Below are 26,296 nucleotides of genomic sequence, written 5' to 3' on the forward strand. Positions count from 1 at the left end.
GGATGCCCGTTGAAACGGACGATGCGGCGGCGGCCACCTCGCCCCGCGGCGTCACAGCATCTGCCACGCATTCAGCCCGGTCTTCAGGATGAGGGCGCCGACCACCAAGAGAAAGGCCACGCGGACAAAGCCGGCCCCGTGCTTGAGCGCCAGGTGGGTGCCCACGGCACTGCCAGCCACATTGGCCACCGCCATTGGCAGGGCCAGCGCCCACACCACGTGCCCGTGCGGAATGAACCAGGCCAGGGCGGCCACATTGGTGGCGAAGTTCAGGCGCTTGGCGGCGGCGCTGGCATGCAGGAAGTCCCAGCCCAGCAGGCGCACCAGTGCGAACACAAAGAAGCTGCCGGTGCCCGGGCCGAACACGCCATCGTAAAAGCCGATGAGCCCACCGATGCCAGTGGCGATCAGCACCTCGCCGCGCGCCGACCAGTGGGGCGCGTGGTGATGGCCCAGGTCCTTGCGCCACAGGGTGTAGACCCACACGGCGGCCAGCACAAACGGCAGCGCCACCCGAAAGCGCGTGGCCGGGATCAAGGTGGCCAGCCAGGCGCCGAGCAAGCCGCCCAGCATGGCGGCCACGATGGCCCCCATTAAGCGGGCCGAGGGCAGTTTCACACGCCGGGCGTACTGCAGCGCCGCCCAACCCGTGCCCCAGATGGACGCCGCCTTGTTGGTGCCCAGCAGCGTGGCCGGCACGGCCTGCGGGAACAGGCCAAACAGCGCGGGCACGATGATGAGCCCGCCGCCGCCCACGATGGCGTCCACCAGCCCGGCGCCGGCCGAGGCCAGCAGCATCAGGCTCACGTTGCTGAGGGTGAGGTCGAGCATGGCAGCGGTGTCTTCAAAACAAAGAGCCCGGCAGGGCGCCGGGCTCGCTTCAGCTCAGGGTGAGGGGCAGATCAGCTGCGCACTTCGCCCTGGCCCAGCACCACGTACTTCAGCGAGGTCAGTCCTTCCAGACCGACCGGGCCACGCGCGTGGAACTTGTCGGTGCTGATGCCGATCTCGGCGCCCAGACCGTACTCGAAGCCGTCGGCAAAGCGCGTCGAGGCGTTGATCATCACGCTCGACGAGTCCACCTCGCGCAGGAAGCGCATGGCGTTCGGGTGATTGGTCGTCAGGATGGCGTCGGTGTGGTGCGAGCCATACTGGTTGATGTGGGCGATGGCTTCGTCCAGCGAGTCCACCACCTTCACGGCGATCACCGGTGCAAGGTATTCCTCGTACCAGTCCTGCTCGGTGGCATCGACCACCTTGGCGCCGTCCACCTTGCCCAGCACGGACTTGGCGCGCAGGTCGCAGCGCATTTCCACCCCCTTGGTGGCGAATACGGCGCCGATCTTGGGCAGGAAGGACTCGGCCTGCTTCACATGCACCAGCAGCGACTCGGTGGCGTTGCAGGGGCTGTACTTCTGGGTCTTGGCGTTGTCGGTCACCTTCACGGCCAGGTCCAGGTCCACCTCGCTGTCCACATAGGTGTGGCAGTTGCCATCCAGGTGCTTGATGACGGGCACGCGGGCTTCGGCGCTGATGCGCTCGATCAGGCCCTTGCCGCCGCGCGGGATGATCACGTCCACGTATTGCGGCATGGTGATCAGTTGGCCCACGGCCACGCGGTCGGTGGTCTGCACCAATTGCACGGCGTTGGCGGGCAGGCCGGCCTGGGTGAGGGCGGCTTGCACCAGTTTCCACAGCGCCAGATTGGAGTGGATAGCCTCGGAGCCGCCGCGCAGCACGCAGGCGTTGCCGCTCTTGATGGCCAGCGACGCGGCTTCAATGGTGACGTTGGGGCGGCTCTCGTAAATCATGCCGAACACGCCGATGGGCACGCGCATCTGGCCTACGCTGATGCCGGTGGGGCGGCGGCGCACGTTGGTGATCTCACCGGTCGGGTCGGGCAGGGCGGCGACCTGTTCGCAGCTCTCGGCCATGGTCTCGATGACCTTGTCGGTCAGGCGCAGGCGATCGACCATGGGAGCAGCCAGGCCGTGGCGCTCGGCGGCCATCACATCGGCCTCGTTGCGCGCCTTCAGCTCGCCCGCATGGGCGCGAATCTGCGCAGCCAGGGCCAGCAAGGCGTTGTTCTTGGCGGCGGTGCTGGCGGCGGCCATCGTGGTGGCCGCGACGCGGGCGGCTTGACCCACGGCGGTCATGTACTGATCCACGGGCAGGTCGGCGGAAGGGGTGATCGCGGTGTTCATAAGGCAAGATTGTCGCAAACTCTGCTCGCCATGCACCAGGTCATCCACATTCACCCTGACGCCCCAGTCAAACCGCCTGAGGGCGCGCCGTGCAATGGCTGCGGCGTGTGCTGTCTGGCCGAGCCTTGTCCCGTGGGGATGGTGGTGAGTCTCAAGCGCCACGGTGCCTGCGCGGTGCTGGTGTGGTCCGAGGCTGCAGGGCGCTATCACTGCGGGCTGATGCTGGCCGCAGGGAGCGAGACGGTGGAGGCGGGGCCGGTAGCGGCGCGGGCTTTGCAGCGCTGGCCCAGGCCGGTGCGTGCCTTGGCGCTACGCTGGGTGCGCCGCCTGATTTCGGCAGGCAGCGGTTGTGATGCCAGCCTGGAGGTGGGCGCTGATCCGTCGGCAGGCGATGGCTTCGGGGAGCGAACGCAGGTCCGGTTGCCCGACGCGCCGCGCGAAGACCAGGGTTGAGGCCTCCTCAGCGCACGCCAAACATCATCGTACGCGCCAGCAGGCGCTTGACCGGACCCAGCGTCTGCACCGCGCCCAGGCCCAGGCCCCGCACGGTGGCGAGGATGGGGGCAGGCCAGGTGAAGCTGCGCGCCAGGAAGTCGGTGGAGGCGACCAGGGCCAGGCGGTCGGGTTGGCGGCGGCGCTCGAAACGGCGCAGCGCGCGTTGCACCTTCATCTGGCGCGCGGCATCGTCGTCCACCGTGGTCCAGGTCTGGTCTTTCAGGGCAGCCAGCAGTTCGTGCACATCGCGCATGCCCAGGTTGAAGCCCTGGCCCGCCACGGGGTGCAAGGTTTGCGCGGCATTGCCGATGCGCACCACCTGCCCGTCACTGACCAGATGCCGGTGGGCATTGAGGCCCAGCGGGAAGGCCTTGAGCGCTGACATCTGACGGATCGCGCCCACCTCTTCGTGGAAGAGGGTATTGAGCAAGGTGAGGCGCTGGTCGTCGTTCAGATCGCGCACGGGGTCGTCGGCCTGCTGCACGCACCACACCAGCGCGGCGCGCCGACCGATGGGGCCGCCCACCTGGACCTGCCCGGGCGGCAGCGGCAACAAGGCGGCCGGGCCGGAGGGGGTGAAGCGCTCGTAGGCCACGCCGGGCGCACTGCTGTCGTCCAGCAGCACCTGTCCCACCCAGGCGGTTTGTTCGTAGTCTCGGCTCACGCCTTCAGGCCATTGCAGCTTGGGCTGGTCGGCAAATACGCCACCTTCGGCCACCACGGCCAGGTCAAAGGTCTCGGCAATGTCAGCGTCGATCTCCACGCCTTGCGGCAGGGATTTGAAACCGCGCACCGGGGTGCCGAAGCGCATGGCCAGGCGATGTTCGTCGCTGCCGACGGCCTTCAACCAGGCTTCTTGCAGAGGGGCGACCAGGGTGCCGTAGCTCACCACCGCACCCAACTGCGGCACGCCTTGCTCTTGCGCGCTGATGCGCACAGCGGGCTGCTGCGACCCGGGCCACAGCACCGTGGGCTGTTGCTGCGACACGTGCACGGCCTTGATTGGTGCGCTGTGGCCGCTGGCTTCGATGGCCTCCCAGATGCCCATGCGGTGCAACTCCTGCACGGTGCCTTGGGACAGGGCCAGGGTGCGCGCATCGGCCCGCACGTCCTTGTCGGCCGGGCGGGCGTCGAACACGGTGATGCGCGCAGCGGGCAGGGCGCGCGCGGCTTGCAGCGCCAGGCTCAGACCCGCCGGGCCGGCCCCGATGATGGCCAGGCGCAGCTCGACCGAGGACAGGGGCGCGGAGGTGTCGGAAGCGTGGGGAGCAGACATGGGCAGACCTGAATAGAAAAAGCCGGATGCCCTTGTATTGTCCTGTGGAAAATCGGTGCGGGAGCCGGTGTCGCCCTTCCTATAATCTCGGGTCTGCCCGTGACCGGGCGTTTCGTCTGCAACTCCGCGTGAGCACCACTACCCCCCCCGCCAGCTACCGTACCCTCGCCGCGCCCGACATGGCCGAGGTCGATCAGGTCATCCATCGTCGTCTGTCCTCGCAGGTGGCGCTGGTCAACCAGATATCGCACTACATTGTCAACGCGGGCGGCAAGCGGGTGCGTCCGATGGTGCTGCTGCTGGTGGCGCGCGCCCTGGGATGCAAGAGCTCGCAGATGCACGAGTTGGCGGCGGTGGTGGAGTTCATCCACACCTCGACCCTGCTGCACGACGATGTGGTGGACGAGTCTGACCTGCGCCGCGGCCGCCAGACGGCCAATGCCATGTTCGGCAACGCGGCCAGCGTGCTGGTGGGCGACTTTCTGTACTCGCGCTCGTTCCAGATGATGGTCTCGACCGGCCGCATGCGCGTCATGGAAGTGCTGGCCGAAGCCACCAACGTGATCGCCGAAGGCGAGGTGCTGCAGCTGGTCAACATGCACGACCCCGACATCTCGGTGGACGACTACCTGCGCGTGATCGAATACAAGACGGCCAAACTGTTCGAGGCCAGTACCCGCCTGGGAGCCCTGATCAGCGACGCTTCTCCCGAGGTCGAGGAGGCCTGCGCCGCCTACGGCCGCGCCCTGGGCACGGCCTTCCAGCTGATCGACGACCTGCTGGACTACGAAGGCACCGCCGCCGAGCTGGGCAAGAACATTGGCGACGACCTGCGTGAAGGCAAGCCGACCTTGCCGCTGCTGGCAGCGATGCAGCGCGGCACGCCCGAGCAGCGCGAGATGATCCGCAACGCCATCCTCAACGGCGAGGTGGAGCGCATGCCCGAGATCGTGGCCGTGGTGAAGGCCACTGGCGCGCTGGATGTCACGCGAGAGGCCGCGCAAGCCCAGGCTGAAGTGGCGAAAAAGTGTCTGGAGGCCTTGCCGGCTTCGGAGTGGCGCGAAGCTCTGCTACAATTATCGTTTGATTCGATTCACCGCTCTTCTTGATCGGTTCGCAGTCGAAATCAATGACATCGGGGTGTAGCTTAGCCTGGTAGAGCGCTACGTTCGGGACGTAGAGGCCGGAGGTTCGAATCCTCTCACCCCGACCACCACATTCAGCCAAAAGCCCAAGTGAATCAAGCACTTGGGCTTTTTGCTTTGAATCGTCATGAATGTCGTTTCAAAGCAAATTTCCGGGCTCAGTGTCCCAAATTTGTCCCAAGACTTGAATGGGCATGAATGCAGGCGTGCGTGTTGCCAGGCTTAGCGCTTTGACACGCCACGCCTTTGGCTCTATGGTGTCAATGCACTCATGAACAACGATTCAAGTCAGCAGTCGTGATCACCATTCAGGACCTCAAGCGAGTACGTCACATCGCCCTGTGCGTTGCGGTGTTCGCCTGTGGCGTGGGGTTTCTGGCGTGCGTTGCTGAACTGATCGGTATGCAGTTCGAGGCGGCAGACTGGCTGCACCAGTTCTCCACCGTTTTGGCTTGGACAAGCCTGCTGGCCGTCACCACAACCATTGGGGTGATGTTTCTGGTTTGGATGCCCGTCCACGACCAGATACTGGCCTCTCTTCGCGTGACGCGGGGGCGGCGCTTGAAGTGCTCAGGTTACGCCGAGGCGTTCATCTCTGCGCCTCAAGGCCGTTCGTCTCCGCCTCCCCGGCATCGCCATCGCTGAATTTGCGTCGCGGCACGTGTTCGTGCCGCTGTAGCGACTTGGTCGCTTAACGCCACAGTGATGGTGAACGACATGCCCAAACCATTTGCCGCGCAGGACAGCGGCACTCCTCGAATCATTTTCATTGAACAGCTGGCGGCCTTGATTGGCAAGCGGGTCACGACGATTCGCACTTGCGCGACCAATGCCAAGTACCAGCACCTGATTCCCGCACCCTTTAAGCTTCCGCACAGCAGGCGTCTTTGCTGGCACGAGGCCGACGTTCTTCGTTGGATTGAATCCACCCGGCCGGCCGAGCCGCCTCCACGTAAACGCCCTCGCGGACGCCCAACCAAGGTCGAGCAACTGGCGCGTGAACGGTGGGCTCAAACCTCCGCAGCTCGCACGTCCGAGAACGGAGGCGACCAATGAGCGCCGAAAAGCTGATCAACGCCAGTGTCGCCATCAGCATGGACGCTCCGTCGGGCGATGAGCGGATGTTCTGCCACTCGATCATGAGTCAGATCGGCCTGCCACGTACCCAGATCCAGGGGCGCGAGTTTCATCACAGTTTCGGCGCAGCTTGGCTGAGCATTCAGGCTGGATTGTTGGATGAGGGGGCGGGGCCTGTTCCGCAGCCCGTGCCTTACGGCGCCACTGCCCGACTGGCGCTCATCTGCACGACAACGCTTGCGCGGCGATATCGAAGTCGCGAGGTGGATGTCGGCCGCTACGCAGCGACCTTCTTGTCCATGCTGGGTTACGACCTCCAAGGTCACCGCTATCGGATGCTGCGGCGGCAAATGCATGCCTTGGCGGCTTGTCGTCTACAGATTGGTTTTCAGGGGCGAACGGTCAACAGCCTTCCCATTCACCAGTTTGATGCTTGGCAACCGCGCCGCGTTAGCAGCGCCTCTCGATGGCCTGGTGTGCTCGTTTTGAGCGCGGAGTTTTACGACGATCTCATCGAGCACAGCGTGCCGCTGGATGGCCGGGCGTTGGCAAGACTCAAGGGGTCCGCACTTGCGCTGGACATCTACACCTGGTTGGCCTACCGCCTACATCAAATTCAAGGTCAGCCAGTCGAAGTCTCGTGGGCGGCGCTGATGCGGCAGTTTGCCCATGAACCACGCGGCGCGCATGCCGCTGAAACCTTCCGCAAAGGATTCCTGCATGCGCTGCACAAGGTGCTGATGGCCTACCCACAAGCGAAGGTCACCCGATATCCGGGCGGATTGGCGCTGCACGCCTCGCCACCGCCCGTGGCGCCAAGAAGCTTCGAGGTGAGTGCGCCCCGCTGTCCGCGACGCGAAGGGAGGGCTGCATGAGCGCCCTCATCCAAGACTTGAAAGCCAAGATGCTTCAAAGCACCGAGCTTCTGCGGCAGATTGCGTCCGACCGCTCGCGCAGAGCCGGCCGCTCACCCGACACTGAACACGATTACCTCAGACTTGGGCAATCGCTGCTCACAAGAGCCAAGGCAGCGCAAGGAGGGCTGGTCGGTGTGGTGTCAGACACCCGGCGCCCCACCACGTTCCAGAAGCGCATCTCCGCCTTGCGGTTCACACTCCAACAACGGCAGTTGGAGCTGTTGGGCAGCATCATTGAGCCCGTTTCGGATGAGCAGGCGCAAAGGCATATCGCAGCATTCGAAGAACAAATCGGGCACGTTCAAGCGCTGATCGAGCTTCGGCGTAGAGGCGTGAGAGGGCCGCGAGCGCTTCGCAACAGCAAGCGACGCGCCCTCAGTGGACTTCCCGCTGACTGGCGCGTTCAACTCTGCAAGCGCGGGCGTGCGGGCCGGTATCGCGCTGCACTGTTGGTCGCGGCTTTGACCGGGTGCCGCCCCAGCGAGCTGGAGAAAGGCATCAAGGTCTGGCTGACGCGGGACGCAACAACCGGGCAGACGCACATCTACCTGGAGATCGCTGGCGCGAAGGTCAACCGCGAGCAAGGGCAGCCCCGCCGCCGTCTGACCTTCGCCATGGACGATCCGCATCCGTTGGTGTCGATGCTCAAGGAACTGCTACCCGACAAGGCCGACGCCCCGGTTGTCATTCACATCGAGAGCGCCATGAACTTTTCGGCCGAGGTGCAACGCTTGGCAGCCTGTCTGTGGCCCTCGCACCGGCACACCGTGACCGCGTACTGTTTCAGGCATCAGTGGGCTGCGGATGCCAAACGGAATGGCGATGCAGAGGCAGTCAGCCGGGGGCTCGGCCACCTGTCTTCCAAGACACAGCGGGTTTACGGCACAGCATCGCAGGGCAGGCCGCCGCACGCCTTGAAACCATCAACCATTGAGGCGGATCGATCCATCAAGGGCTCGGCCGCAGATGTTGTTCCGCCCGATCCCGACGAACCGGAGTCCGCAAGCTGATCGGTGAAAACGGAATGGGGTAATCATTGGTTTATTGGGGTAATTGGCATGGTTCATACCCCAATTTGCAGTAGCATTACCCTATTCTTCCTCGTCCGGATGCTGTTGCATGCAATCACTCTCGCCAGACTACCTCGCCAAGCTGCGTTTCGACGCGCAGCAGCTGGCGACCCTGCGCGCCCTGGGTGAGTTCAGGGGCAAGCAGCAGCTCTTCGTGGCGCAGTCGCCGGAGGTCTTGAGCGACCTGCGGCAAGTGGCGGTGGTCGAGTCCACCGAGTCGTCGAACCGCCTGGAAGGCGTGGTCGTCGCCGCGCACCGGCTCAAGTCACTGGTGCTCAAGAATGCCACGCCGCAAAGTCGTTCCGAGCAAGAGGTGGCAGGCTATCGCGATGCCCTCGGTCTGATCCATGAGAGCGGCGAGCAGATGCCGTTTTCCGAAGGCACGGTCTTGCAGCTGCACGGCATGCTGTACCGCTACATGCCCCAACCAGGCGGGCACTGGAAGGCCACCAACAACGACATCGTCGAGCGCCACCCCGATGGCAGCTCACGCATCCGCTTTCGTCCGGTTGCCGCGCACCTCACGCCCATCGCGATGGCGGACCTGATCGCGCGCTACCGCTTGGCCTTGGATCAGCACTTGGCAGACCCCCTGGTGCTGGTACCGCTGGCCATCCTCGACTTCCTGTGCATCCACCCCTTTCCGGATGGCAACGGCCGCATGGCACGTCTGCTCACCCTGCAGCTGCTCTATCACTTCGACTATGCGGTGGGCCGCTTCATCAGCCTGGAGCGCATCTTCGAAGAGTCGAAAGAGAGCTACTACGAAACGCTGGAAGCCAGCTCCCAGGGCTGGCACGAAGCTGCACACAACATCGCCCCATGGCTCGACTACTTCTGGGGTGCCCTGCTGCGCGCCTACAAGGAATTTGAAGAGCGCGTGGGCACCATCGAACGCGGCCGGGGCGCCAAGGGTGACCGCGTTCGCTCTGAGATTCTCAAACGCCAACTGCCCTTCTCGATATCGGAGATCGAGGAAGCCTGCCCCGGCATCAGCCGCGACATGGTGCGCGTGATCCTGCGCGCCATGAAAGCCGAGGGGGTGATTGCCCCTACGGGCAAGGGCCGCGCAGCGAAATGGAAGCAAACCGGGTTGCAGAGCACACCCAAACCCAACGACACCAGCAACGGAATCGGGCCTGGGAGTCCCTCAGCAAAGACATGAAAAACACTGGAAAGCAAAACTTGCTGGACAGCCTGGGGCAGATGTCAGCCCCGGAGCTGCGTCGGCTGCTGACTGAACACCTGACCCGCCAGAAGCTCGGCCTGTACTGGGAACGCGACGCCATTGAGCACGACAAGGCGCTGAATGCCAATGTCGTGCTGCCACGCCTTGTGCCCGAGTGGAGCCACACGCCCGAGGGCTGCACTGAGCACCGGAACTTGATCATCGAAGGCGACAACTTCGACAGCCTGCGCTTGCTGCGTGCCACGCACGCCGGCAAGGTACGGGTGATCTACATCGACCCGCCCTACAACACGGGCAACAAGGACTGGGTCTACAACGACAGCTACGTCGGGCAGAACGACCGCTGGCGACATAGCCAATGGCTGGAGTTTCTCTATCAGCGGCTGACGCTTGCACGTGACCTGCTCACGAGCGATGGCGTCATTCTGGTCAGCATCAATGATGAGAATCGCGCTAGGCTGGAGTTGCTGATGGACGAGGTCTTCCCTGGCCGCCGCGTGGGTTGCTTTGTCTGGCGCAGTCGAACCGGTGGAAACGACACGAAGGGCGCATTCTTCTCCGACAACCATGAGCATGTCTTGGTCTACGCCAACCCAGGATTTCGCTTTTCGGGCGATGAGAAGTCGTACTCCATGTACAAGTACCAAGAGGGTGACCGCCTCTATCGACTGAGCGACCTAACAAAGGCTCACGACTACCGCGAGCGGCCGAACACGTACTACCCAATCCACGACCCACTGACTGACACCTTCTACCCGTGCAACCCGCAACGTGTATGGGCCTACGCCTCGGAGAAGAAGGTCAAGGATGGCCAAAAGATCCGAGGAGACACGATTGAGACCCTCATTGCCAAGAAACTGATCTGGTTCCCGCCGGAGCAGCGGGTTGAAGTCTTTGAAACGTTAGAAGAGCTGCAAGACGCGATTCAGCGGAGGGACGTGCCAATGAGCGGAAGCACACCGCTACTTTTTGACGGCATGCCAGATTTGGACTTTTGGGTCGGCAGGCGTGTCGGCTACGGGCGTCCCGCGTTCAAGCGCTTCAAAGAGGGATTGAAGAATGAGAACCAACCTATCTCATCTTGGCTAACGCCGCGACAAGAGCAAGACACGGTGGTGGAAGGGCTCAACATGCCTGTGGTCGGAACCACTGAAGAGGGATCCAAGGAGCTCAAAGAAGTAATGGGGGACAAGGCGTTTCCATACCCGAAGCCGCCTTCATTGCTCAAAGGCCTGCTGGCGCAGGCTACTCGCCCAGACGATATCGTGCTGGACTTCTTCGCCGGTTCGGGCACAACCGGACAGGTGGTCATGGAACTCAATGTGGAGGATAGCGGTCGCCGTCGGTTCATTCTCTGCAGCAGCACGGAGGCCAATGACAAAGAGCCCGCCAAGAACCTGTGCCGCGATGTGTGTGCCGAACGCATGCGCCGGGTCATGCAGGGATATGGGGACAAAGACGCCCTCAGCGTGGCTCAAGGCGGCGAGTTTGCCTATCTGCAACTCGACAAGCTGGACGCAGCCGATGTAGCACTGGATGCCACAGCGGACCATGCAAGCACTCTGCTGACCATGCGCCACGCGGCGGCTGCGCCTGTGACACATCAAAGCGGCGCAGTACGCCTCATTGCCAAGGGCGCCGACTGGCTGATGGCGCTGTGCCCCACCGTCAACGCGCAGGTGCTGGACGAGTTGTGCGGCTTGCCAGATCGGCACCATGTGGCCCGCTTGGTGGTGTACGCCCCACGCCCAAAGTCCTTGGCTGCCCTGCTGGCTGAGCGCGGCATCGAGGCACAAGTCCACGCGCTGCGCCAAGCACTGATTCAAGGCCAGGGAGGCCGCCCACAATGAACACGCCCGACACGCAAACAACCACGATGCCTGCGGCACAGCCCAAGTTCCAAGCCACGCTGGACCTGACAGTCCGAGCCTCAACGCATCAGCCCGAGCAGTTCCAGGCGGAACTGATGAACAACATCACCAAGGCTTTGTTGCGCACGCCATCACCGCCGTGCCTGCTGCGTGCACCCACGGGCTCGGGCAAGACCTTTGTCATGGGCCAAGTCTTGCAACGCGTCGGGGCGCAGCGCAACGTGCTGTGGTTTTGGTTTGTTCCTTTCGTGACACTGGTGGGGCAAACGCTGGATTCGCTGTTGCAGCACGCGTCGGGCCTGTCGCCCGTGCTGTTCTCGCAGGGGCGCAATCAGGACCTGGGTGCGGGCACGGTGCTCATTTCCACGGCACAAGGCGTGGCGCGCGCCCAATGGCGCACCAAAGGCTACGACGCTGATGCCGACGACGATGTGCGCACCTTGGCGGCCTTGGTGGCCCGCGCTCGTGCCAAGGGCCTGCAGATTGGGCTGGTGGTGGACGAAGCGCACATTGGGCTGGACAAGAGCACCGAGTTCGGCAAGTTCGCGCACTGGCTGCAGGCGGACTACATGCTCATGGCGACCGCCACGCCCAAGGACCAACGTCTGACCGACTTCCTTGCACACGCTGGCTACAGCGGGCAGGAGCACTTTTCGGTCAGCCGGGATGATGTCGTCAAGGCCCGGCTGAACAAGCAGTACATCGAGGCGGTGGTGTACAGCTTGGGCACCACCATGCAGCAGGTGACCGACTTGCGGCGCACGGTGTTGCGCCAAGCCTGGGCACGCAATGTGTTGATCGGCCAACGGCTGCAGCGAGCCGGCATTGCCTGCACGCCTTTGCTGTTGGTGCAGGTCGCCAATGGCGAACGTACCGTGGACGAGGCCGCTGAGGAGCTGATGCGGCAATGCAATGTGCCGCTCGAAGCCATCGGCAAGCACTCTGCCGATGAACCCGACCCGGTGTTGATGGCGGCGATTGCCAACGACACCACCAAACAGGTGCTGATCTTCAAGCAGTCTGCGGGCACGGGCTTCGATGCGCCACGCGCTTTCGTGCTGGCCAGCACCAAACCCGTCAATGACGCGGACTTCGCCATGCAGTTCATTGGCCGTGTCATGCGAGTGGCACGCCAGGTTCGCGAAGGTTTCCCCAAGCCGCAGCCCATTCCCGCCGAACTGAACACCGCCTATGTGTACCTGGGCAATGCCCAGGCGCAGGCGGGCTTTGAAGCGGCCGTGCAAGCCACCAGTGCGGTGAAGAGCCAATTGGAGGGGCAGACCGAGAAGCTGATGACCCGGCACACCGTTGCGGGGGGCGTGGTCTACACCAACCGGCCCACGGCAGATCAACCCCTGAGCTACAGCATGGGGCTGCCAGGTACACAAGCAGCAGCCCAAGTGCAAGCCTCAGAGGCTACGCCCACTTCACCTGCATGGCTGCCTCCTGCCAGCGACGCCACACCTCAACCCTGGGGGCAGGATCTGTTCGGCGATCCCCATTGGACGCTCGACACCCAAGCAGCAGAACCGGCTCAGAAGAGGTCACCACGCATAGGCAAACCTCGCACGCGCTCCGAAGTGTTGGAGGCTTTGACTGAAAACCGCCTGAAGGCGTTTCATCGCAAGGGCAACTTGCCTAGTTTGGCTGCCGCGCTCAAGTCTGAGGAAAAACCATCGCTGGTTGATCTATCGGCCATCTCGCTGCAAGTCGCGCAGTCTTTGGAGATCAGTTCGACGCTGGCCCTGACGGCGGTTAATGCGGCGCTCAACCGAGTGCGACAGAAAGAGCTTCACAAGGAACTCACCGAAGGCACCAGCTACGCCGAGGACATTCAGGTTGTGACGGATCGGGCAGCCTTAGCGCGAGAGGCGATGGCTGCCCTGGAGGAGCTTCCACACGCGGAGGAGGAGGACTACCGCATCATCGTGCAGGCCATTTCCGCCCGCTTGAAACCCACTTTGGACGCTGCGCTGGAGGCTGCCCCTTCCCAAGTGGCGCTGTCAGAGCAAGACCTCGTGCGTCTGTCGCGGGATGCTGCCCACTGGGTCATCCGTGACTGTGCCCAGGAGCTCCGCGAAGCCATCTTCCAAGCCATTGCAGACCAAGCCAAGCAAGTCGATGCCCAGCCCCTGCCCGATGTGATGATCTTCCCGGAAGACCTTGCTCTAGAAGCTTCCAGCAAAAACATCTATGGCGTATTGCCCCCCTCCACCGAGGATGCGCAGGACGTAGAAACAGTGCTCTTCATGGACGAGCGGAACTGGTGGACAGATCAGGTGTTCGCATTCGATGACGGCAGCACCTTCAGCGTCGGTCGGTATGACGGCTGGGTAAAGCTCAATACCCTGGAGCAGGCATTCGCCAGAGCGCTGGACGAGGCTGATTTCGTACACTGGTGGCATCGAAATCCTGACAAAAAACCGTACTCGGTTCGCGTCGTGCGGGCAGAGCACGACCACTATTTCTACCCAGACTTCGTGGTCTGTGTTTCGCATGAAGCCGGTGAAGCCCCCATGCAGCGCCTGCTGGAGACCAAGGAAAGCACCAAGGACGCTGCGCGCAAATCGCAGCACTTCCCCGCCGCTTACGGCAAGGTCTTGTTCCTCACACCGGATGGCAACCGCCTGCGGTGGGTGAATGACGACGGTAGCTTGGGTGAGGTGGTCAAGCTGACAGAGCCGCAGGCGATTCAGGCAAAGCTGAAGGCGTCTCGGGCGCTATACGCGAAAGGATAAGTCTCATGCGTTCTCAAAAAACTGTCTATTGCACTAATTGCGCGTTGGCGCAGGCGCCGCAGGTGCCGCAGGTGCCGCAGGTTATAGGAGCACTGAAGTGATGCACTTCCATTTTGAAAATCTTGGCTTGCTGGATCAGGCTGATTTGACGCTCGCTGATCTCACGTTGGTTTGCGGTGAAAACAATACCGGAAAGACTTACGCAACCTATGCTGTGTACGGCTTTCTGCGCAGTTGGAGAGGAATATTGCGCTATGTGATTGAGGATGAAATAGATAATCTTCTTAAGGATGACAACCAGAACCGAATTGATCTGGCCGCAATGTTCGATGGCAAAGTGGACGATTACCTCGCACGCTTGGGCCGAGAATATGTGAGCGGTCTACCACGCGCCTTTGCCACTGATAGCAATGTTTTCGAACACACCGTGTGTGTGCCGAGCACATGCCGTGACACTGACCTGCTGACACAGCCTTACCAACGCCGGGTGCAATCCGGCCCAAGTGGAAAGGTGCTCGCCACCCTAAATAAGGAAGCTGGAAGCGCCGTGCTGGAGGTACTCGTAGCTGACGCCGAAGTGCTGCAGCGTCCGTTCGGCGGACTAAGCGACTTTATCGCCGACGCGATTGCCGACATCGTATTCGCGCAACATCTACCGCGCGTGCACATCGCCAGCGCTGAACGAACTGGTGCTGCCATCTTCCGAAAGGAGTTGGATATGGCACGCACCCGAATGCTCAAAAGACTCAATGAAATTGACTCCAAAGAGTTAAAGCGCAACCCCTTCAAACTCTTGCAAGAGATCGAGGCTGACTACGCTTGGCCAGTGGAAGACAACGTTGAGTTTGTTCGCCAACTGGAGGACATTGACAAGTACACCGGCGATCTGGCCAAGGTACACCCAGAGTTGCTGGACGCGTTCGACGCCATCATCGGCGGCAGCTACAAGGTGGTAAAGCAGCAGCTCGTATTTCAGGCCAAGGGAGCTGCCAAGCAGCGCTTTACCATGAACGAGGCATCTAGCTGTATTCGCGCCTTGCTGGATGTAGGTTTTTACTTGCGTTGCCGTGCACGCGCAGGTGACCTCTTCATCATCGACGAGCCGGAGCTGAACCTCCACCCCAAAAACCAGCGTGCTTTTGCGCGTTTAGTTGCACGGATGGTTAATTCCGGCATCAAAGTCTTCATCACCACCCATAGCGACTATCTGGTCAAGGAGTTGAACACCTTGATCATGTTGAATCAGCGCACAGAACATACCCGTCGTGTTCAGCAGCAACATGGCTACGCCGATGCCGAATTGCTCGATCCGACCAAAGCACGGCTTTACATGACTGGCACTGCCGTCAAACAAGCCAGTGGCGCGGGGCGTCGCGGCAAAATTAGAACTTTGAAGTTGGCCACAATTTACCCGGACCGTGGCATCGAGGTGGAAACTTTTGATGACACCATCGAAACCATGAATGCCATCCAAAGCGAAATCCTCTACGGAGGTGATCTCTGATGGCATTGAGTGTCGAACTGGATTTGCTGCGAGAGTCCCTCTCTTGCTGTGCCTATCGGGGAGATCAACACTCCGACGTGTTGATTGAAGAACACGATGTTCTGGCCAAGTTGAAAAAGGTCACTCTGCGCGCATCAAACGGTGATTGGTTCAGCTTTGACCCCGATAAAGGTCGGGGCTCCAAGGCGCTGATGTCCCCCTTGCTGACCACAGGAAAGGCTCACGATCATCATCGGGCATGTGACTGCGTGGTACTTATTCGGCGCGACGACAAAATCACTGCAATTTACATTGACCTAAAGTCTGGCAATCCAACTGGGTATTCAGGGCAGTTCAAGAGCACACGCCAGTTCTTACGCTACGCGATTGGGCTGATTGAGGAGTTTCACGGTCAGTCGCTGGAGTTGGGTGAAGAGCGCTATGTGGTGCTTTACGGCGGGAAGCCTGCACTCATACAGAAGACAGTGACGGCCCCCAAGCCACTCAAGATGGGCAAGACGCAGCCCGACAAACCTTACAAGCGCGAGGTAACCAATCCTGGGCAGTTGTATCTCGCAGAACTACTGAGATAGCAGCCGAGCTTCCGCTCGACCACGTTTGGCAGCTGGGAAGGCATGTACGCAATGATTACGTTTGCGGCGAGGTCAATTCAATGTCTTGACAGCGCAGATTGACAAGGGAGAAAAGTGACAGAACAAACCAGCAGCCAGCCGTCCGGCACCACCTGGTTCGTCGGGGCCAGCTTCGGTCACACCGATGATCAGAGCTCCCGCTTCCTCGAAGAAGGTATCTGGGAGATCAGCAGCCCCAGCCAGAAGGAGCAGGCGCTGGTTCGCTCCATGCGGCCTGGTGAGCGCATTGCCATCAAGGCCGCGTATGTGCGCAAGCACGGTCTGCCTTTCGACAACCGTCAGCAGACGGTGTCTGTCATGGGCATCAAGGCTATCGGCGTCATCACCGAGAACCCACAGGACGGTGAGCGCGTCAAAGTGCAGTGGCAGCCCGCCGATGGCGTGCGCGAGTGGTACTTCTACACCTACCGCCCCACCATCTGGCGCGTTGTGCCCGGCGAATGGAATGCGGATGCGCTGATCGAGTTCGCATTCAACGGCAAGCCCCAAGACATCGAGCGATTCCGCAACGCGCCGTACTGGAAGGACCGCTTCGGCACCCTGTTCCAGTGGGCGGACTTCTACGAGGCCATCGCCGAGAAGCTGCTGGCCTACGCAAGCAACCGAGCGCCGCTCATTCAGGGCATCCACCAGATTGCTCAGCGCGTCCAAGGCCTGGGCTATCTGCAGGACAAATTCCCAGATGGAAGCAGCGGCCCACTGCAGGACATCTGCCCGTTCACAGTAATGGGCACGTTCAACCGAGGCATGACGGACGCCAACCGCAAGCTGATTGCTGCAGCGCTGGCGAAGCTGCTCGGCGTCACCGTGCCTGTGCCTGCGACGTTCGAAGGCATCCCTGTGCTCAACAACCAGCGCTCCTGGTTCTTCCGCTACGCGGACAAGCGCGGGGCGGGAGACATTGATGCCCTTTGGCGCGTCTTTGCCGCAGCGCAGGCGCTGGTTGAAGACGACGGGCCGGGCACCCGCGACGAGTTCATCGAGGCCTATGACGCCGCAACCCAGGTCTGGGGTGTGGCGTGGAATCTGTCCACTGGCTTGTATTGGGCTGCCCCCTGGGAGTTTCCGACGCTGGACAGCCAGTCGCGGCACTACATCCAGAAGCGCCTCGGCGTTCCGATCACCACCCCAGCGCCGCAAGCGCCATGTGATGCGGCCACGTATTTGCAACTTGCCGACGACTTGCGCACGCGGTTCGCGGAGGATGACTACCCGGTGCACAGCTTCCCGGAGTTGTCGCTGGCATCGTGGCAGTTCAAGGATGCGACGCCTGCGCCTCAGGAGGACGAAGTCGCGCCGGACATGCCCGACGATGACTCAGGTGATGAGCTTGCAGCCGAAGTCGTCCAGTCTCAGGCCCCCATCGTTCCCTACTCCCTAGCCGACATCACGCGTGACGGCTGCTTCATGTCGGAGCCAGAGCTTGAGCAGCTACTGGACCGGCTGCGCACCAAAAAGAATCTGATCCTGCAAGGGCCACCCGGCACCGGCAAGACATGGCTGGCCAAGCGATTGGCCTTCGCCTTGATGGGCCAGAAGGACGAAAGCAAGGTCAGAGCCGTCCAGTTCCACCCGAATCTTTCGTACGAGGACTTCGTGCGCGGCTGGCGGCCTACTGGTGAAGGCAAGCTGACGCTCGCCGATGGTGTCTTCATGGAGGCCATCAAGGCTGCGAAAAAGGAGCCCGCAGCCAAGTTCGTCGTCGTCATCGAGGAGATCAACCGAGGCAATCCGGCCCAGGTGTTCGGTGAGTTGCTGACGCTGCTGGAGGCAGGCAAGCGCACCCCCAGCGAGGCGTTGGAGCTGTGCTACCCGGATGCTGACGGCGTACGTCGGCCGGTCCACATCCCCGAGAACCTTCATGTCATCGGCACCATGAACATCGCGGATCGGTCGTTGGCGCTGGTCGATTTGGCGTTGCGGCGCCGCTTTGCGTTTGTTGGTCTTGAGCCTCGCCTCGGCCCAGCATGGCGGAACTGGGTGGGTTCAGCGTGCGGCGTGGATGAAGCACTGGCGTCAGACATTGAGCGACGCATGGCCGAACTGAACGAGCAGATTGCAGCGGATGCACGCTTGGGCAAGCAGTTCCGAATCGGTCACAGCTATGTCACGCCCGTGCATCGGCTGGATGCGGGCGGCACCCGGCGATGGTTCCAGCAAGTCGTGGACACAGAGATCGGCCCCCTGCTGGAAGAGTATTGGTTTGACTCCCCTGAGGAGGCACGTCAGGCCACCGCACGGTTGCTGCAGGGCTGGTGATGGGTCTCATCGCGCCACCGACTTCCACCGAATCAGGGGTCACGCCCGGATTCGTGGGGCGCATTCCAGTCCGGAACCTGTGGCTGTTGATGCTGTATGCGTCGGAACTGTTTCGGACTGGCGGCACCGCCCATGTGGCGGTCGAAGAAAGCCCAGATGAGTTGCCCGATCTGGTGGCAGAAATTTTGGCCCATGCCGTTGAGACTCGGCTACACCGTCAGCTGAGCCTGGGCTACCGATCTCGGGAAGAGTGGCTCGGCCGCGTTCGCGGGCGCATCGATGTGCTGACCACTGAGCGGCGCCAGTTGCTGGATCGCGGCTTGGTGGCCTGCCGCTTTGCGGAGCTCACCATCGACACGCCACGGAATCGTTTCGTCCGCGCTGCATTGGAGTCCGTCGCCCGCTTGGTCAAGAAGCCAGTTGTCGCCCATCGGTGCCGATTTCTTGCTGCTGCGATGTGGTCCCGAGGCGTCGCAGGCCAGCCGCCGACCCGCGCCCAGATGAGCGCTGATCGATTCGGACGCCATGATGCGGACGACCAGTTCATGGTGGCAGCAGCCAAGCTTGCCTATGACCTGGCGCTACCCACGGAATCCGCAGGCGGCAACGTGCTGGCGATGCCTGGCCGGGAGGAGGCTTGGGTTCGTCGTCTGTTTGAGCGCGCCGTTGGCGGCTTGTATGCCGTGGTGCTCAGTCCACTCGGGTGGCATGTTCGTTGCGGCGCGACGCTGCAGTGGCAAATCTCGTCCAAGACGGAAGGTATTGATGACATCTTGCCTGCCATGCGGACCGACGTGGTGCTCGACCATGGTGGCTCGGGGCGACGTATCGTCATCGACACCAAGTTCACCTCCATCGTCACGGCAGGGTGGTATCGGGAGCAAAGCCTGCGCAGCGGCTACATCTACCAAATGTACGCCTATCTGAGGTCACAGGTCGGCTGCGGTGATCCACTGTCAGACTCGGCAAGCGGCTTGCTGTTGCACCCTTCCGTCGGAACGATGATCGATGAGACGGTCGTCATCCAGGGGCACCCGATCCGCTTTGTGACCGTAGACCTGGCAGCCAAGCCTGCCGACATTCGTGCGCAGTTGCTGCGGTGCTTCGAGGTGTCATGCTGATGCGATCGTGGTCGAACCTGGCCCTCGGTTGCCACACTGTTGGCCGACATGACGCCACACTGTGCGGCGGGGTGTCAGCACATTGTTGTCACATTCATCAGAGGCCTCTTCGCACAGACTTCGCACATTGCACCCACCTGTTTCGCACACAGAAGGCAGCGTTCTTCGCGCATAGGCTGGCACCGTCTTTCGCACATTCATGCTGGACGCACGGTCGCAAGCAGGCTGTCCCCACCGCGTTCGGCACATTCTTTGAGCTCGCATCTTCGAGCTCAAAGAATGTGGCCGCTGAGCACAAAACCGGCAGGTTTGGCGGGAAGCGGCTGATGGGGACAACGCGAGCTCAAGCTGCGTCCAGCATGGCGTGCCAGCTGAGAACCCGTTGCGGCCATGGGCCGAGATGCCGCCAGGTGCGGCGGTGGGCAGCAGCATGCAGCATGGACTCGAACTGAAATGGCCAACCCTCGCTCACTTATTTACGGGCTGTACACCCACTGGGACACCGTCGAAGTCTTGGTGCGGCTGTCGCGCGAGTTTGCGGTGCTGACCAGTGATCAAGTGCTGGGCTGTATCGCGAAAGTGTCCCCGCAGCTAGACGCCGAGGCGCAGGGCGGGGCGCTACGCGCCATGGTGAATGCGGACATCCTGCAACCGTGTGCCCGTAGCAGCGACCTACAGCTCAATGCTTACGTGCTGGATTTCGTGCGTGGGCTCACACGTGAACATGAACTGGGCTTGGCCGCTGTGCTGCAAGCGCGCGTTGCCGCCATCCGCGAGGCTACCGAGGCGCTCAACGAGGGAATGCAAGGTGCCGACATGGATCGGGTGCGGGGAGCCGCTAACAAGCTCGCTGAACTGTTTCGCCAGATCAGCCTGCAACTGGACCAAGACCGCCACGCGCTGCTGGAACTCGCTGAAGACGCAAAGAGCGCCGACGCCAGCATGCCCATCGCCCAGCGCTACCGGCATGTGCTGGAGGCTTACGACCAGTACGTCGAGCCGATGAACCAGATGATGGACACCGGCCCGCAAGGCACGTTCTACCGTTACCTTGAAGATGCCGAACGCTCACTGGATCTGGCCTTTGAGCAGCTGTCGGTTCAAGGCGGGCTGTACTCGCATCGCCTGCAGCTCAGGCAGGTAGCGCACCAGGCCAAGGAGCTGCGGCGCTTTGGCCGCCTGATCGCTCAACAGTGTGCCGACACGGTGTTGCCACTGCGCGAGGAGATGCGTCAACACAACGCACTGACCAGTGCGGTCAGCATGCTACTGGGGCAGGTGCGAAAACGGGGCCTGCGCCGAGCGTTGTCGTGCCCCACGGGCGACACGGCACTGCCCGTCTGGCGCAATGAGCGCGGTTTCCGCTTGCAACTGGGTGATGAGGTGCGCGCGGTCATGGCCGCTGCACGGCAGTACCAGCCGCAGTCGGTGACCTTCCCACAAGACGAGCCCGACAACACCCCGTCGCTGCTGGAGCACGTGGACGAGTCGGCCATTCGGGCACACCTGCAACGTAGCCTGCCGGTGGAGAGCCTGCTCGACTGGCTCAACACCCACCACGGCCATCTGCAGGACGCCACCCTGCTGCGGCTCTTTCACGAGCTGCAGCACGACAGCGCATGGCTCGTCGAAGCCTGCGAGCAGCCAGAGAAGACCACGCTGCAGACCATCCGCATCCTGCATCACCCCCATCGAGTGAGTTTCCGGGAATGACAACGCCTCATCTTCTGACGACCCCGCTGGCACAGATGCCCGCGCTGGCAGAGCTGTTCCGGCTTTTCCTGTCAGGCAAGCACCTGAACCGGATGGCCGAGCCGGCTCTGTGGGCGGAGCTGGAAAAGCACGAGCCCAGCTACGTCGGCCTGTTTGCGGCCCTGGGCTTCGAGCTGCGCCTGGATGCCCGTGGCTTTGCCTGGTTCCACAGTACGGACGCCAACAGCAACATCGGCAAGGTCAGCCGCCAACTCGCCCTGCTGTTCATGGTGATCTTCGACGCACAAGCCAATGCGGGCAAAGCGCTGCAACGCTTCACCGACTGGTTCATCGACAGGGAGTGGCTGGCCGAGGTGTACGAGCAGCAGAAAGACCTGCTGGATGCCGAAGGACTGTCGCCTGACGGGCTGATCGACCTGCTGGGGCGGGCCAGCACCTTGGGATTTGCAGTCGCTGAACCAGCGGGTTGGCGACTTCTGCCCGCTGTGTGCCGCTATCTGGATCATTTCGAGGGTCTGGCTGCAACTTCCCGAGAAGATGACAACGAACCCGACGTGGGCACTGAGGACAACGCTGACGACGTGCTGAGTGACGAGGAGATCGACTGATGCAACACGGCTTCCAACGTCTGGTCTTGCTGGGCAGCGCGGGCTACTCCCGCGCAGAACTCCCCTTGGATGGCGCGGTCTCCCTCGTGGCACCTAACAACACCGGCAAAACCAGCCTGATCAATGCGCTGCAGTTCCTGCTGATCATTGACCGGCGCCGCATGGACTTTGGCGCCCACGACGTGGAGAAGAGCCGACGGTTCTACTTCCCGAACAACAGTGCCTATGTGCTGCTGGAGGTGTCACTGCCGGAGTCGGGCACCATGGTGCTGGGGTGCGTCGGCAAGGGCGTGAGCTTCGAGTACGAGTACTTCGCCTACGCCGGCCCACTCAAGGTCGAAGAGTTCTGCCTGCCAGATGGCACGCTGGTGGCGCAGCCAAAGCTAGCCAGCCATCTGGCCACCCATGGCCGCCGCGTGTTCAGCTTCAGCGGCAGCGAATTCGCCGACATGGTGTACGGCGGCCGAAACCGCAAGCTGACTGGCTCGCAAGACTTCTGTGTGTTCCGCCTTGAGCACGCCAGCGATGCCAGCATCTTTCAGCGCGTGCTCACCCGAACACTGCGTTTGGACAAGCTGCGCTCCAGCGAGGTGAAGGACTACCTGCTGCAAATCTTCCGGCGCGACTTGCCCGACGCCAGCATCGACTTCAAGGCAGAGTGGGACAAGGCCTTCGCCGACCTCAACGCCGAGCGCGGTCAGTACCTGGCCGCCGAACGCCTGAAAGGCACCCTTGCTGAACTGGAGCGCAAGCACGACGCACGGCTGGCATTGCGAGGCAAGCTGCTGTGCTGGCGGCCCATGATCGACGAGGCGTTGGGCCAGTGGCAGCAGCACTTCGAATCTCGCCAGCAAGCCCTGCAGCATGAGCTTCAGCAGTGCGATGGTGAGCTGGACCGCTTGCGAGAGCAGGACCGTCAGTCCGTGCGTGAGCAGAGCCAGTGGGAGCAGGAGCAGAAGCAACTTCGCCAGGAGAGCCAACAGCTGCAGGCATTGCAACAGCGATTCGCACTGGTCGAAAGCCGGGCGGTTCTAGAGACGTGCCGCCGCGACGTGCAGGCCCAACGAGATGCTCTGGTGGTCCGCTTGGGTCAGGCGCAAAGCCGGCCTCCGGCATCCATCGAACGCGAGCTCGCCCGCGTGGACAGAGAGCTGGTCCAGCTGACACAGGAGATGCGCACCCAAGGCCACAACCTCTACCAGCAGCTGGCAGGCGCGTTGCCGCCCAATCAATTGGCGGCGCTGAACAAGGTGCTGGCAAGACCCGTGCTGACCTTGGGCGCCGAAGACTTCCAGCTCGATGGCCAGGCGCTCTCCAAGGCTTTGGGAGATGCCAATGGTGAGCATGCCGGCCTGCCGGGCCTGCAGCTGCGCGTCGCCGCCCTGCCTGAGCAGCACCAACAGCGCGGCCTGGCCGAGCTGGGCGAGCTGCTGCGGGATTTGCAGCAACAGCAGGTGCAGCTCAAGGAGCAGCTGGCAACGGCACAAGCGCTGGAACTCGTCCAACGCGAACGTGATGCATTGGAACAGCAGCTGGTGCAGCTGGACGCCGAGTTGCGCGACTACGGCCAGATGCAGGCCCTGCAAGACAGCGACGCTGAGCGGCAAGCACGGGTGGTGACACTCGACCAGAAGCTCGCCGAGCTGGCCACCAGTTTGGCGCAATCGGCTGCCCGGTACCGGGCGCTGGATCAGCAGCGTCAACAGAGGCAGAAGGATCTGGATTCACTCGGGCAACAACACCGGCAGATCGAGCAACGCCGCAACCAACGCATCGATCAGGAAGGCCCGTTCACCTGGCTGTCCGACTCACCCCACCACCCCTGGTTGGCACAGCCGGAGTTCGCGCTGGACCAGCTGGCCGAGCGCCTGCAGACCTATCAGGCTGACTGCCGCCAGTTGCTGGAACTGGACGACCAGATCCGCCGACTGCTGGGCGAAATCCACACGGGCGGGCTCACCAAGTACCAGTTCGTCGGTGAGCCCGAGGCGGAGATCGCGCGCCTGGTGGAGTTCGCCCATCACCTGCCGCAGGAAGCCGAGGCCCTGGAAAAGAAGGTGCGGTCGGCGGTGGTGAATGTGGCCGCTTGCCTGCGGGAACTACGCGATGGCTTGGCCGCCTTCAAACGCCGGATGCGCGAGTTCAACCGCAAGATCAGCGGGCGCCAGCTCTCCGATTTGGCGGTCTTCAAGATCGAACCCGAGGACGAAACCGCGCTCGTCGAGGCCATCGAGCTGCTCATCAGCACGGCGGCCACAGTCGGCAATGGCGAAACCTTCGAACTCTTCAACCAGCAGAGCGTGCTGGATGATGACCAGCTCAACCGTGCCAAGACCCTGCTCATCGAGGAAGGCAACGCCCGCCACGGTTTGCGCGTGGCCGACCTGTTCCGTCTGCGCTTCTGGGTGGGCAAGGCTGGTCGCGAGCCGGAAGCCTTCGATGACCTCGACAGCGCCGCCTCGAACGGGACGGTGCTGATGGCCAAGCTGGTGACGGGCTTGGCGATGCTGCACCTGATGCAGGATCAGCGGCGACCGATCCAAGGCATTTGCTATTTGGACGAAGCCCTGGCGCTGGATGCGCGCAACCAGCGCAGTCTGATCGAGACTGCTGCCGAGTTCGGCTTCTCGCTGATCTTCGCCTCCCCAGCGCCGCTGACCACCGTACGCTACTGCGTGCCCATTCATCATCGGCAGGGTAGCAACCAGATCAGCCGCTTCAGCTGGCAGATCATCGAACCCGTGGAGGCCTGATGGCGGATCAAGCCCTGCGCGCGGCGTTGCTCAAGCTGCAAGCCAAGAGCCCCTTACCCGCCAGCCAGTTCACCGCTGCACAGCGCATGGCTCTGGATCAGTTTGCCCGGCAAACAGGTGCCGTGAACTGTCTGCGCCAAGGCCGAGGAGACGTATACAGCGTTTGCGATCAGGCGGTGTTCGACGCTCACGTGACGCAGCTCTCCCCTCAGGTGGCGCCGTCAATCGCCGAACAACTCCCGCTGCGCGCACAGCATGTGGCCCATGCCCGCGACAGCAAGGCCCGGCGTCATCAACACGGCATGTACTACCCGTTGCTCAAGGCGGTGGGCGGCGCGGTAAGCTGGCATGAGGCTGACCGGGATGCGGAGTTGGCACTGAGCGCTGCCACGTGCGACTTCGGTGCGGCCTCCCTGCGCATTCAGCCAGATGACGCCTGGCACACCGAACAGGCCCTCTGGCTTGTCGAGAACCAAGCTTTGTTTGATCGCACGGACTGGCTGCCTGAAGGAACGCAGGCCACGCTGCTGTACTACGGCGGGCAGCTCGACGGCAGGCTTTTGTCATGGCTGGGTCATCGCCCCCGTGCTAGCCGGGTAATCCTCTTTGCCGACTATGACGGCGTGGGCCTGAGCAACTTCGCGCGACTTCGTGAAGCGCTGGGCGATGCTTGCGATTTTTGGTTGATGCCGCAGTGGGAGAGCAAGCTGGCGCGGTATGGCAGCATCCAGCTATGGCGGGGCACCTTGCGCCACTTCACCACCGCCGTGGCGCAACTACCGGCGTCCGTGCGCGAGCTGACCGAGCAGATGCAGCACCTGGGAATGGCACTGGAGCAGGAAGCGGTATGGTTGCCCTCGTCCTAGTCGCGTTCGTTCGGCAGTTCAGCCAGGTTTGACTTTGCCTGGACGGGGGAAGTCGTCTTCATCGAGACGCATCGTCTCGATCTTTAACGCCAATTGCGTGGGGCTCAACCCCCTGCGCATTGCACTGCGCAAGCTCACCTCCAAGAGGCGCCAGCCCAATGAGTCGCCGTTCGTGAACACAAAGTCCTGCCCAGGCGGCGCTCCGAGGCGTTGCATGAAGCCATGGGCCAGTTCGCCAGTAGGAATCTCCTGCCTACCCTGCTCGGCGAGGCTCATGAGCGCAAAAGCGGTCGCTTGCGGGTCTTGCGTAGGGATGCCTTCCAGCGCAACGGGCAGCACGATCATTCGGTCGGGGCTGACCATCGCGGCCAAATCGTCCTGCGCAGTCGGCCCCGGCGTGAGAGACAGCCGAACCCATGCCTCGCCCCACTGCAGAAATCTTGTATGGGACATGCCCGGATGCTCATCGAGAAACAAGCATCGGGGCGCCACTGGCTCCTGAAGCAGGTTGAAAACGGTGCGCAGGTGCGCCCATTCACCTTGGTCGCTCCAGGTGTGCACCATGTCCGACCGAAGCTGCCCACCTTGAACTCCCAGGTAGTAAAGCAACGCCGTCACGCGCGCCGCAGAGATGACCTGCGGTCTGCCTTTAAGCCATGCAGACAGGTTGGCCGCGCGAATGCCGGTGGCGTCAAACACCGCTGCCAACGTGAGGCCTCGCAGACGCAAGAGCGCACCGGCCAGTATGGGGAGTTGCTCGCTGCTCAAGGCAGACATGTCGGCCTCCAAAAGAATCACAGTAAATCACTATAACCAAGGCCAATGCGGCAAGCGAGCGCTGGATCATCGCGCTTTACA

General features: G+C 62.3%; 21 protein-coding genes and 1 tRNA gene. 18 read left to right on the top strand and 4 right to left on the bottom strand.

Features of this window, described 5'->3' with window-relative positions; all coding sequences use genetic code 11:
- Positions 1-51 precede the first annotated feature (51 nt).
- Both WIT60_RS11960 and WIT60_RS11965 read right to left on the bottom strand, forming a co-directional pair.
- The gene (locus WIT60_RS11960) at positions 52-831 is read right to left on the bottom strand and encodes a sulfite exporter TauE/SafE family protein (protein WP_339584145.1); all 780 of its coding nucleotides are present in this window, start codon (positions 829-831) and stop codon (positions 52-54) included.
- A gap of 71 nt (positions 832-902) precedes the next feature.
- Entirely contained in the window at positions 903-2,204 is a 1,302-nt protein-coding gene (locus WIT60_RS11965) for a glutamate-5-semialdehyde dehydrogenase (protein ID WP_339584146.1), read from the bottom strand.
- A gap of 9 nt (positions 2,205-2,213) precedes the next feature.
- Here WIT60_RS11965 and WIT60_RS11970 point away from each other — a divergent pair, with 9 nt between their 5' ends.
- Positions 2,214-2,657 carry a hypothetical protein gene (locus tag WIT60_RS11970; RefSeq protein ID WP_339584147.1) on the top strand — a complete coding sequence of 148 codons (444 nt, stop codon included), beginning with the start codon at positions 2,214-2,216 and terminating at the stop codon, positions 2,655-2,657.
- Positions 2,658-2,664: 7 nt separating this feature from the next.
- On the opposite strand, the gene WIT60_RS11975 is transcribed toward WIT60_RS11970, so the two are convergent.
- Complete coding sequence (locus WIT60_RS11975; RefSeq protein ID WP_339584148.1) at positions 2,665-3,975, bottom strand: FAD-dependent monooxygenase; 1,311 nt, start codon at positions 3,973-3,975, stop codon at positions 2,665-2,667.
- A 128-nt stretch (positions 3,976-4,103) separates the two neighbouring features.
- Between WIT60_RS11975 and ispB the strand changes: the two genes are divergently transcribed.
- The 17 genes from ispB to WIT60_RS12060 all read left to right on the top strand — a co-directional run bounded on the left by ispB (position 4,104) and on the right by WIT60_RS12060 (position 25,438).
- On the top strand, positions 4,104-5,084 hold the full coding sequence (ispB, locus tag WIT60_RS11980; protein WP_339584149.1) for an octaprenyl diphosphate synthase: 981 nt from the start codon (positions 4,104-4,106) through the stop codon (positions 5,082-5,084).
- A 27-nt stretch (positions 5,085-5,111) separates the two neighbouring features.
- Positions 5,112-5,188 (top strand) — tRNA-Pro (locus tag WIT60_RS11985).
- A gap of 229 nt (positions 5,189-5,417) precedes the next feature.
- Positions 5,418-5,765, top strand: coding sequence for a hypothetical protein (locus WIT60_RS11990; RefSeq protein WP_034399624.1), 348 nt, complete (start codon positions 5,418-5,420; stop codon positions 5,763-5,765).
- Positions 5,766-5,837: 72 nt separating this feature from the next.
- Positions 5,838-6,176: a helix-turn-helix transcriptional regulator gene (locus WIT60_RS11995; RefSeq protein ID WP_074921133.1), complete on the top strand. Its 339-nt coding sequence runs from the start codon at positions 5,838-5,840 to the stop codon at positions 6,174-6,176.
- Complete coding sequence (locus tag WIT60_RS12000) at positions 6,173-7,072, top strand: replication protein RepA (RefSeq protein WP_016445648.1); 900 nt, start codon at positions 6,173-6,175, stop codon at positions 7,070-7,072. The genes WIT60_RS11995 and WIT60_RS12000 overlap by 4 nt, the downstream gene beginning before the upstream one ends.
- On the top strand, positions 7,069-8,124 hold the full coding sequence (locus WIT60_RS12005; protein WP_339584150.1) for a site-specific integrase: 1,056 nt from the start codon (positions 7,069-7,071) through the stop codon (positions 8,122-8,124). The genes WIT60_RS12000 and WIT60_RS12005 overlap by 4 nt, the downstream gene beginning before the upstream one ends.
- Positions 8,125-8,233: 109 nt before the next feature.
- Positions 8,234-9,349: a Fic family protein gene (locus tag WIT60_RS12010; RefSeq protein ID WP_339584151.1), complete on the top strand. Its 1,116-nt coding sequence runs from the start codon at positions 8,234-8,236 to the stop codon at positions 9,347-9,349.
- Positions 9,346-11,223, top strand: coding sequence for a site-specific DNA-methyltransferase (locus WIT60_RS12015; RefSeq protein WP_339584152.1), 1,878 nt, complete (start codon positions 9,346-9,348; stop codon positions 11,221-11,223). The genes WIT60_RS12010 and WIT60_RS12015 overlap by 4 nt, the downstream gene beginning before the upstream one ends.
- Positions 11,220-13,982 carry a DEAD/DEAH box helicase gene (locus WIT60_RS12020; protein ID WP_339584153.1) on the top strand — a complete coding sequence of 921 codons (2,763 nt, stop codon included), beginning with the start codon at positions 11,220-11,222 and terminating at the stop codon, positions 13,980-13,982. The genes WIT60_RS12015 and WIT60_RS12020 overlap by 4 nt, the downstream gene beginning before the upstream one ends.
- 100 nt (positions 13,983-14,082) lie before the next feature.
- Complete coding sequence (locus WIT60_RS12025) at positions 14,083-15,486, top strand: AAA family ATPase (RefSeq protein WP_339584154.1); 1,404 nt, start codon at positions 14,083-14,085, stop codon at positions 15,484-15,486.
- Positions 15,486-16,058: a hypothetical protein gene (locus tag WIT60_RS12030; protein WP_339584155.1), complete on the top strand. Its 573-nt coding sequence runs from the start codon at positions 15,486-15,488 to the stop codon at positions 16,056-16,058. Before WIT60_RS12025 ends, WIT60_RS12030 begins: the two co-directional genes overlap by 1 nt.
- Before the next feature lie 114 nt (positions 16,059-16,172).
- Positions 16,173-18,377: an McrB family protein gene (locus tag WIT60_RS12035; protein WP_339584156.1), complete on the top strand. Its 2,205-nt coding sequence runs from the start codon at positions 16,173-16,175 to the stop codon at positions 18,375-18,377.
- The gene (mcrC, locus tag WIT60_RS12040; protein ID WP_284465228.1) at positions 18,377-19,498 is read left to right on the top strand and encodes a 5-methylcytosine-specific restriction endonuclease system specificity protein McrC; all 1,122 of its coding nucleotides are present in this window, start codon (positions 18,377-18,379) and stop codon (positions 19,496-19,498) included. The genes WIT60_RS12035 and mcrC overlap by 1 nt, the downstream gene beginning before the upstream one ends.
- 453 nt (positions 19,499-19,951) lie before the next feature.
- Positions 19,952-21,211: an MksB family condensin complex protein gene (locus WIT60_RS12045; RefSeq protein ID WP_284465229.1), complete on the top strand. Its 1,260-nt coding sequence runs from the start codon at positions 19,952-19,954 to the stop codon at positions 21,209-21,211.
- On the top strand, positions 21,208-21,819 hold the full coding sequence (locus WIT60_RS12050) for a condensin complex protein MksE (protein ID WP_284465230.1): 612 nt from the start codon (positions 21,208-21,210) through the stop codon (positions 21,817-21,819). Before WIT60_RS12045 ends, WIT60_RS12050 begins: the two co-directional genes overlap by 4 nt.
- On the top strand, positions 21,819-24,572 hold the full coding sequence (locus WIT60_RS12055) for an Mks condensin complex protein MksF (RefSeq protein ID WP_339584157.1): 2,754 nt from the start codon (positions 21,819-21,821) through the stop codon (positions 24,570-24,572). The genes WIT60_RS12050 and WIT60_RS12055 overlap by 1 nt, the downstream gene beginning before the upstream one ends.
- On the top strand, positions 24,572-25,438 hold the full coding sequence (locus WIT60_RS12060) for a DUF7281 domain-containing protein (RefSeq protein WP_339584158.1): 867 nt from the start codon (positions 24,572-24,574) through the stop codon (positions 25,436-25,438). Before WIT60_RS12055 ends, WIT60_RS12060 begins: the two co-directional genes overlap by 1 nt.
- A gap of 18 nt (positions 25,439-25,456) precedes the next feature.
- Here the strand turns inward: WIT60_RS12060 and WIT60_RS12065 are convergent, their stop codons facing one another.
- Entirely contained in the window at positions 25,457-26,215 is a 759-nt protein-coding gene (locus tag WIT60_RS12065; protein ID WP_339584159.1) for a helix-turn-helix domain-containing protein, read from the bottom strand.
- Between the last annotated feature and the right edge of the window lie 81 nt (positions 26,216-26,296).

The organism is Aquabacterium sp. G14, assembly GCF_037482285.1.
In the GTDB taxonomy this organism is placed as follows: domain Bacteria; phylum Pseudomonadota; class Gammaproteobacteria; order Burkholderiales; family Burkholderiaceae_C; genus Aquabacterium.

What these genes read in the sequence shown, in the direction of transcription:
- WIT60_RS11960 (WP_339584145.1), bottom strand. Translation starts at nt 831, where the DNA reads ATGCTCGACCTCACCCTCAGCAACGTGAGCCTGATGCTGCTGGCCTCG.
- WIT60_RS11965 (WP_339584146.1), bottom strand. Translation starts at nt 2,204, where the DNA reads ATGAACACCGCGATCACCCCTTCCGCCGACCTGCCCGTGGATCAGTAC.
- WIT60_RS11975 (WP_339584148.1), bottom strand. Translation starts at nt 3,975, where the DNA reads ATGTCTGCTCCCCACGCTTCCGACACCTCCGCGCCCCTGTCCTCGGTC.
- WIT60_RS11995 (WP_074921133.1), top strand. Translation starts at nt 5,838, where the DNA reads ATGCCCAAACCATTTGCCGCGCAGGACAGCGGCACTCCTCGAATCATT.
- WIT60_RS12000 (WP_016445648.1), top strand. Translation starts at nt 6,173, where the DNA reads ATGAGCGCCGAAAAGCTGATCAACGCCAGTGTCGCCATCAGCATGGAC.
- WIT60_RS12005 (WP_339584150.1), top strand. Translation starts at nt 7,069, where the DNA reads ATGAGCGCCCTCATCCAAGACTTGAAAGCCAAGATGCTTCAAAGCACC.
- WIT60_RS12010 (WP_339584151.1), top strand. Translation starts at nt 8,234, where the DNA reads ATGCAATCACTCTCGCCAGACTACCTCGCCAAGCTGCGTTTCGACGCG.
- WIT60_RS12015 (WP_339584152.1), top strand. Translation starts at nt 9,346, where the DNA reads ATGAAAAACACTGGAAAGCAAAACTTGCTGGACAGCCTGGGGCAGATG.
- WIT60_RS12020 (WP_339584153.1), top strand. Translation starts at nt 11,220, where the DNA reads ATGAACACGCCCGACACGCAAACAACCACGATGCCTGCGGCACAGCCC.
- WIT60_RS12025 (WP_339584154.1), top strand. Translation starts at nt 14,083, where the DNA reads ATGCACTTCCATTTTGAAAATCTTGGCTTGCTGGATCAGGCTGATTTG.
- WIT60_RS12030 (WP_339584155.1), top strand. Translation starts at nt 15,486, where the DNA reads ATGGCATTGAGTGTCGAACTGGATTTGCTGCGAGAGTCCCTCTCTTGC.
- mcrC (WP_284465228.1), top strand. Translation starts at nt 18,377, where the DNA reads ATGGGTCTCATCGCGCCACCGACTTCCACCGAATCAGGGGTCACGCCC.
- WIT60_RS12045 (WP_284465229.1), top strand. Translation starts at nt 19,952, where the DNA reads ATGGCCAACCCTCGCTCACTTATTTACGGGCTGTACACCCACTGGGAC.
- WIT60_RS12050 (WP_284465230.1), top strand. Translation starts at nt 21,208, where the DNA reads ATGACAACGCCTCATCTTCTGACGACCCCGCTGGCACAGATGCCCGCG.
- WIT60_RS12055 (WP_339584157.1), top strand. Translation starts at nt 21,819, where the DNA reads ATGCAACACGGCTTCCAACGTCTGGTCTTGCTGGGCAGCGCGGGCTAC.
- WIT60_RS12060 (WP_339584158.1), top strand. Translation starts at nt 24,572, where the DNA reads ATGGCGGATCAAGCCCTGCGCGCGGCGTTGCTCAAGCTGCAAGCCAAG.
- WIT60_RS12065 (WP_339584159.1), bottom strand. Translation starts at nt 26,215, where the DNA reads ATGTCTGCCTTGAGCAGCGAGCAACTCCCCATACTGGCCGGTGCGCTC.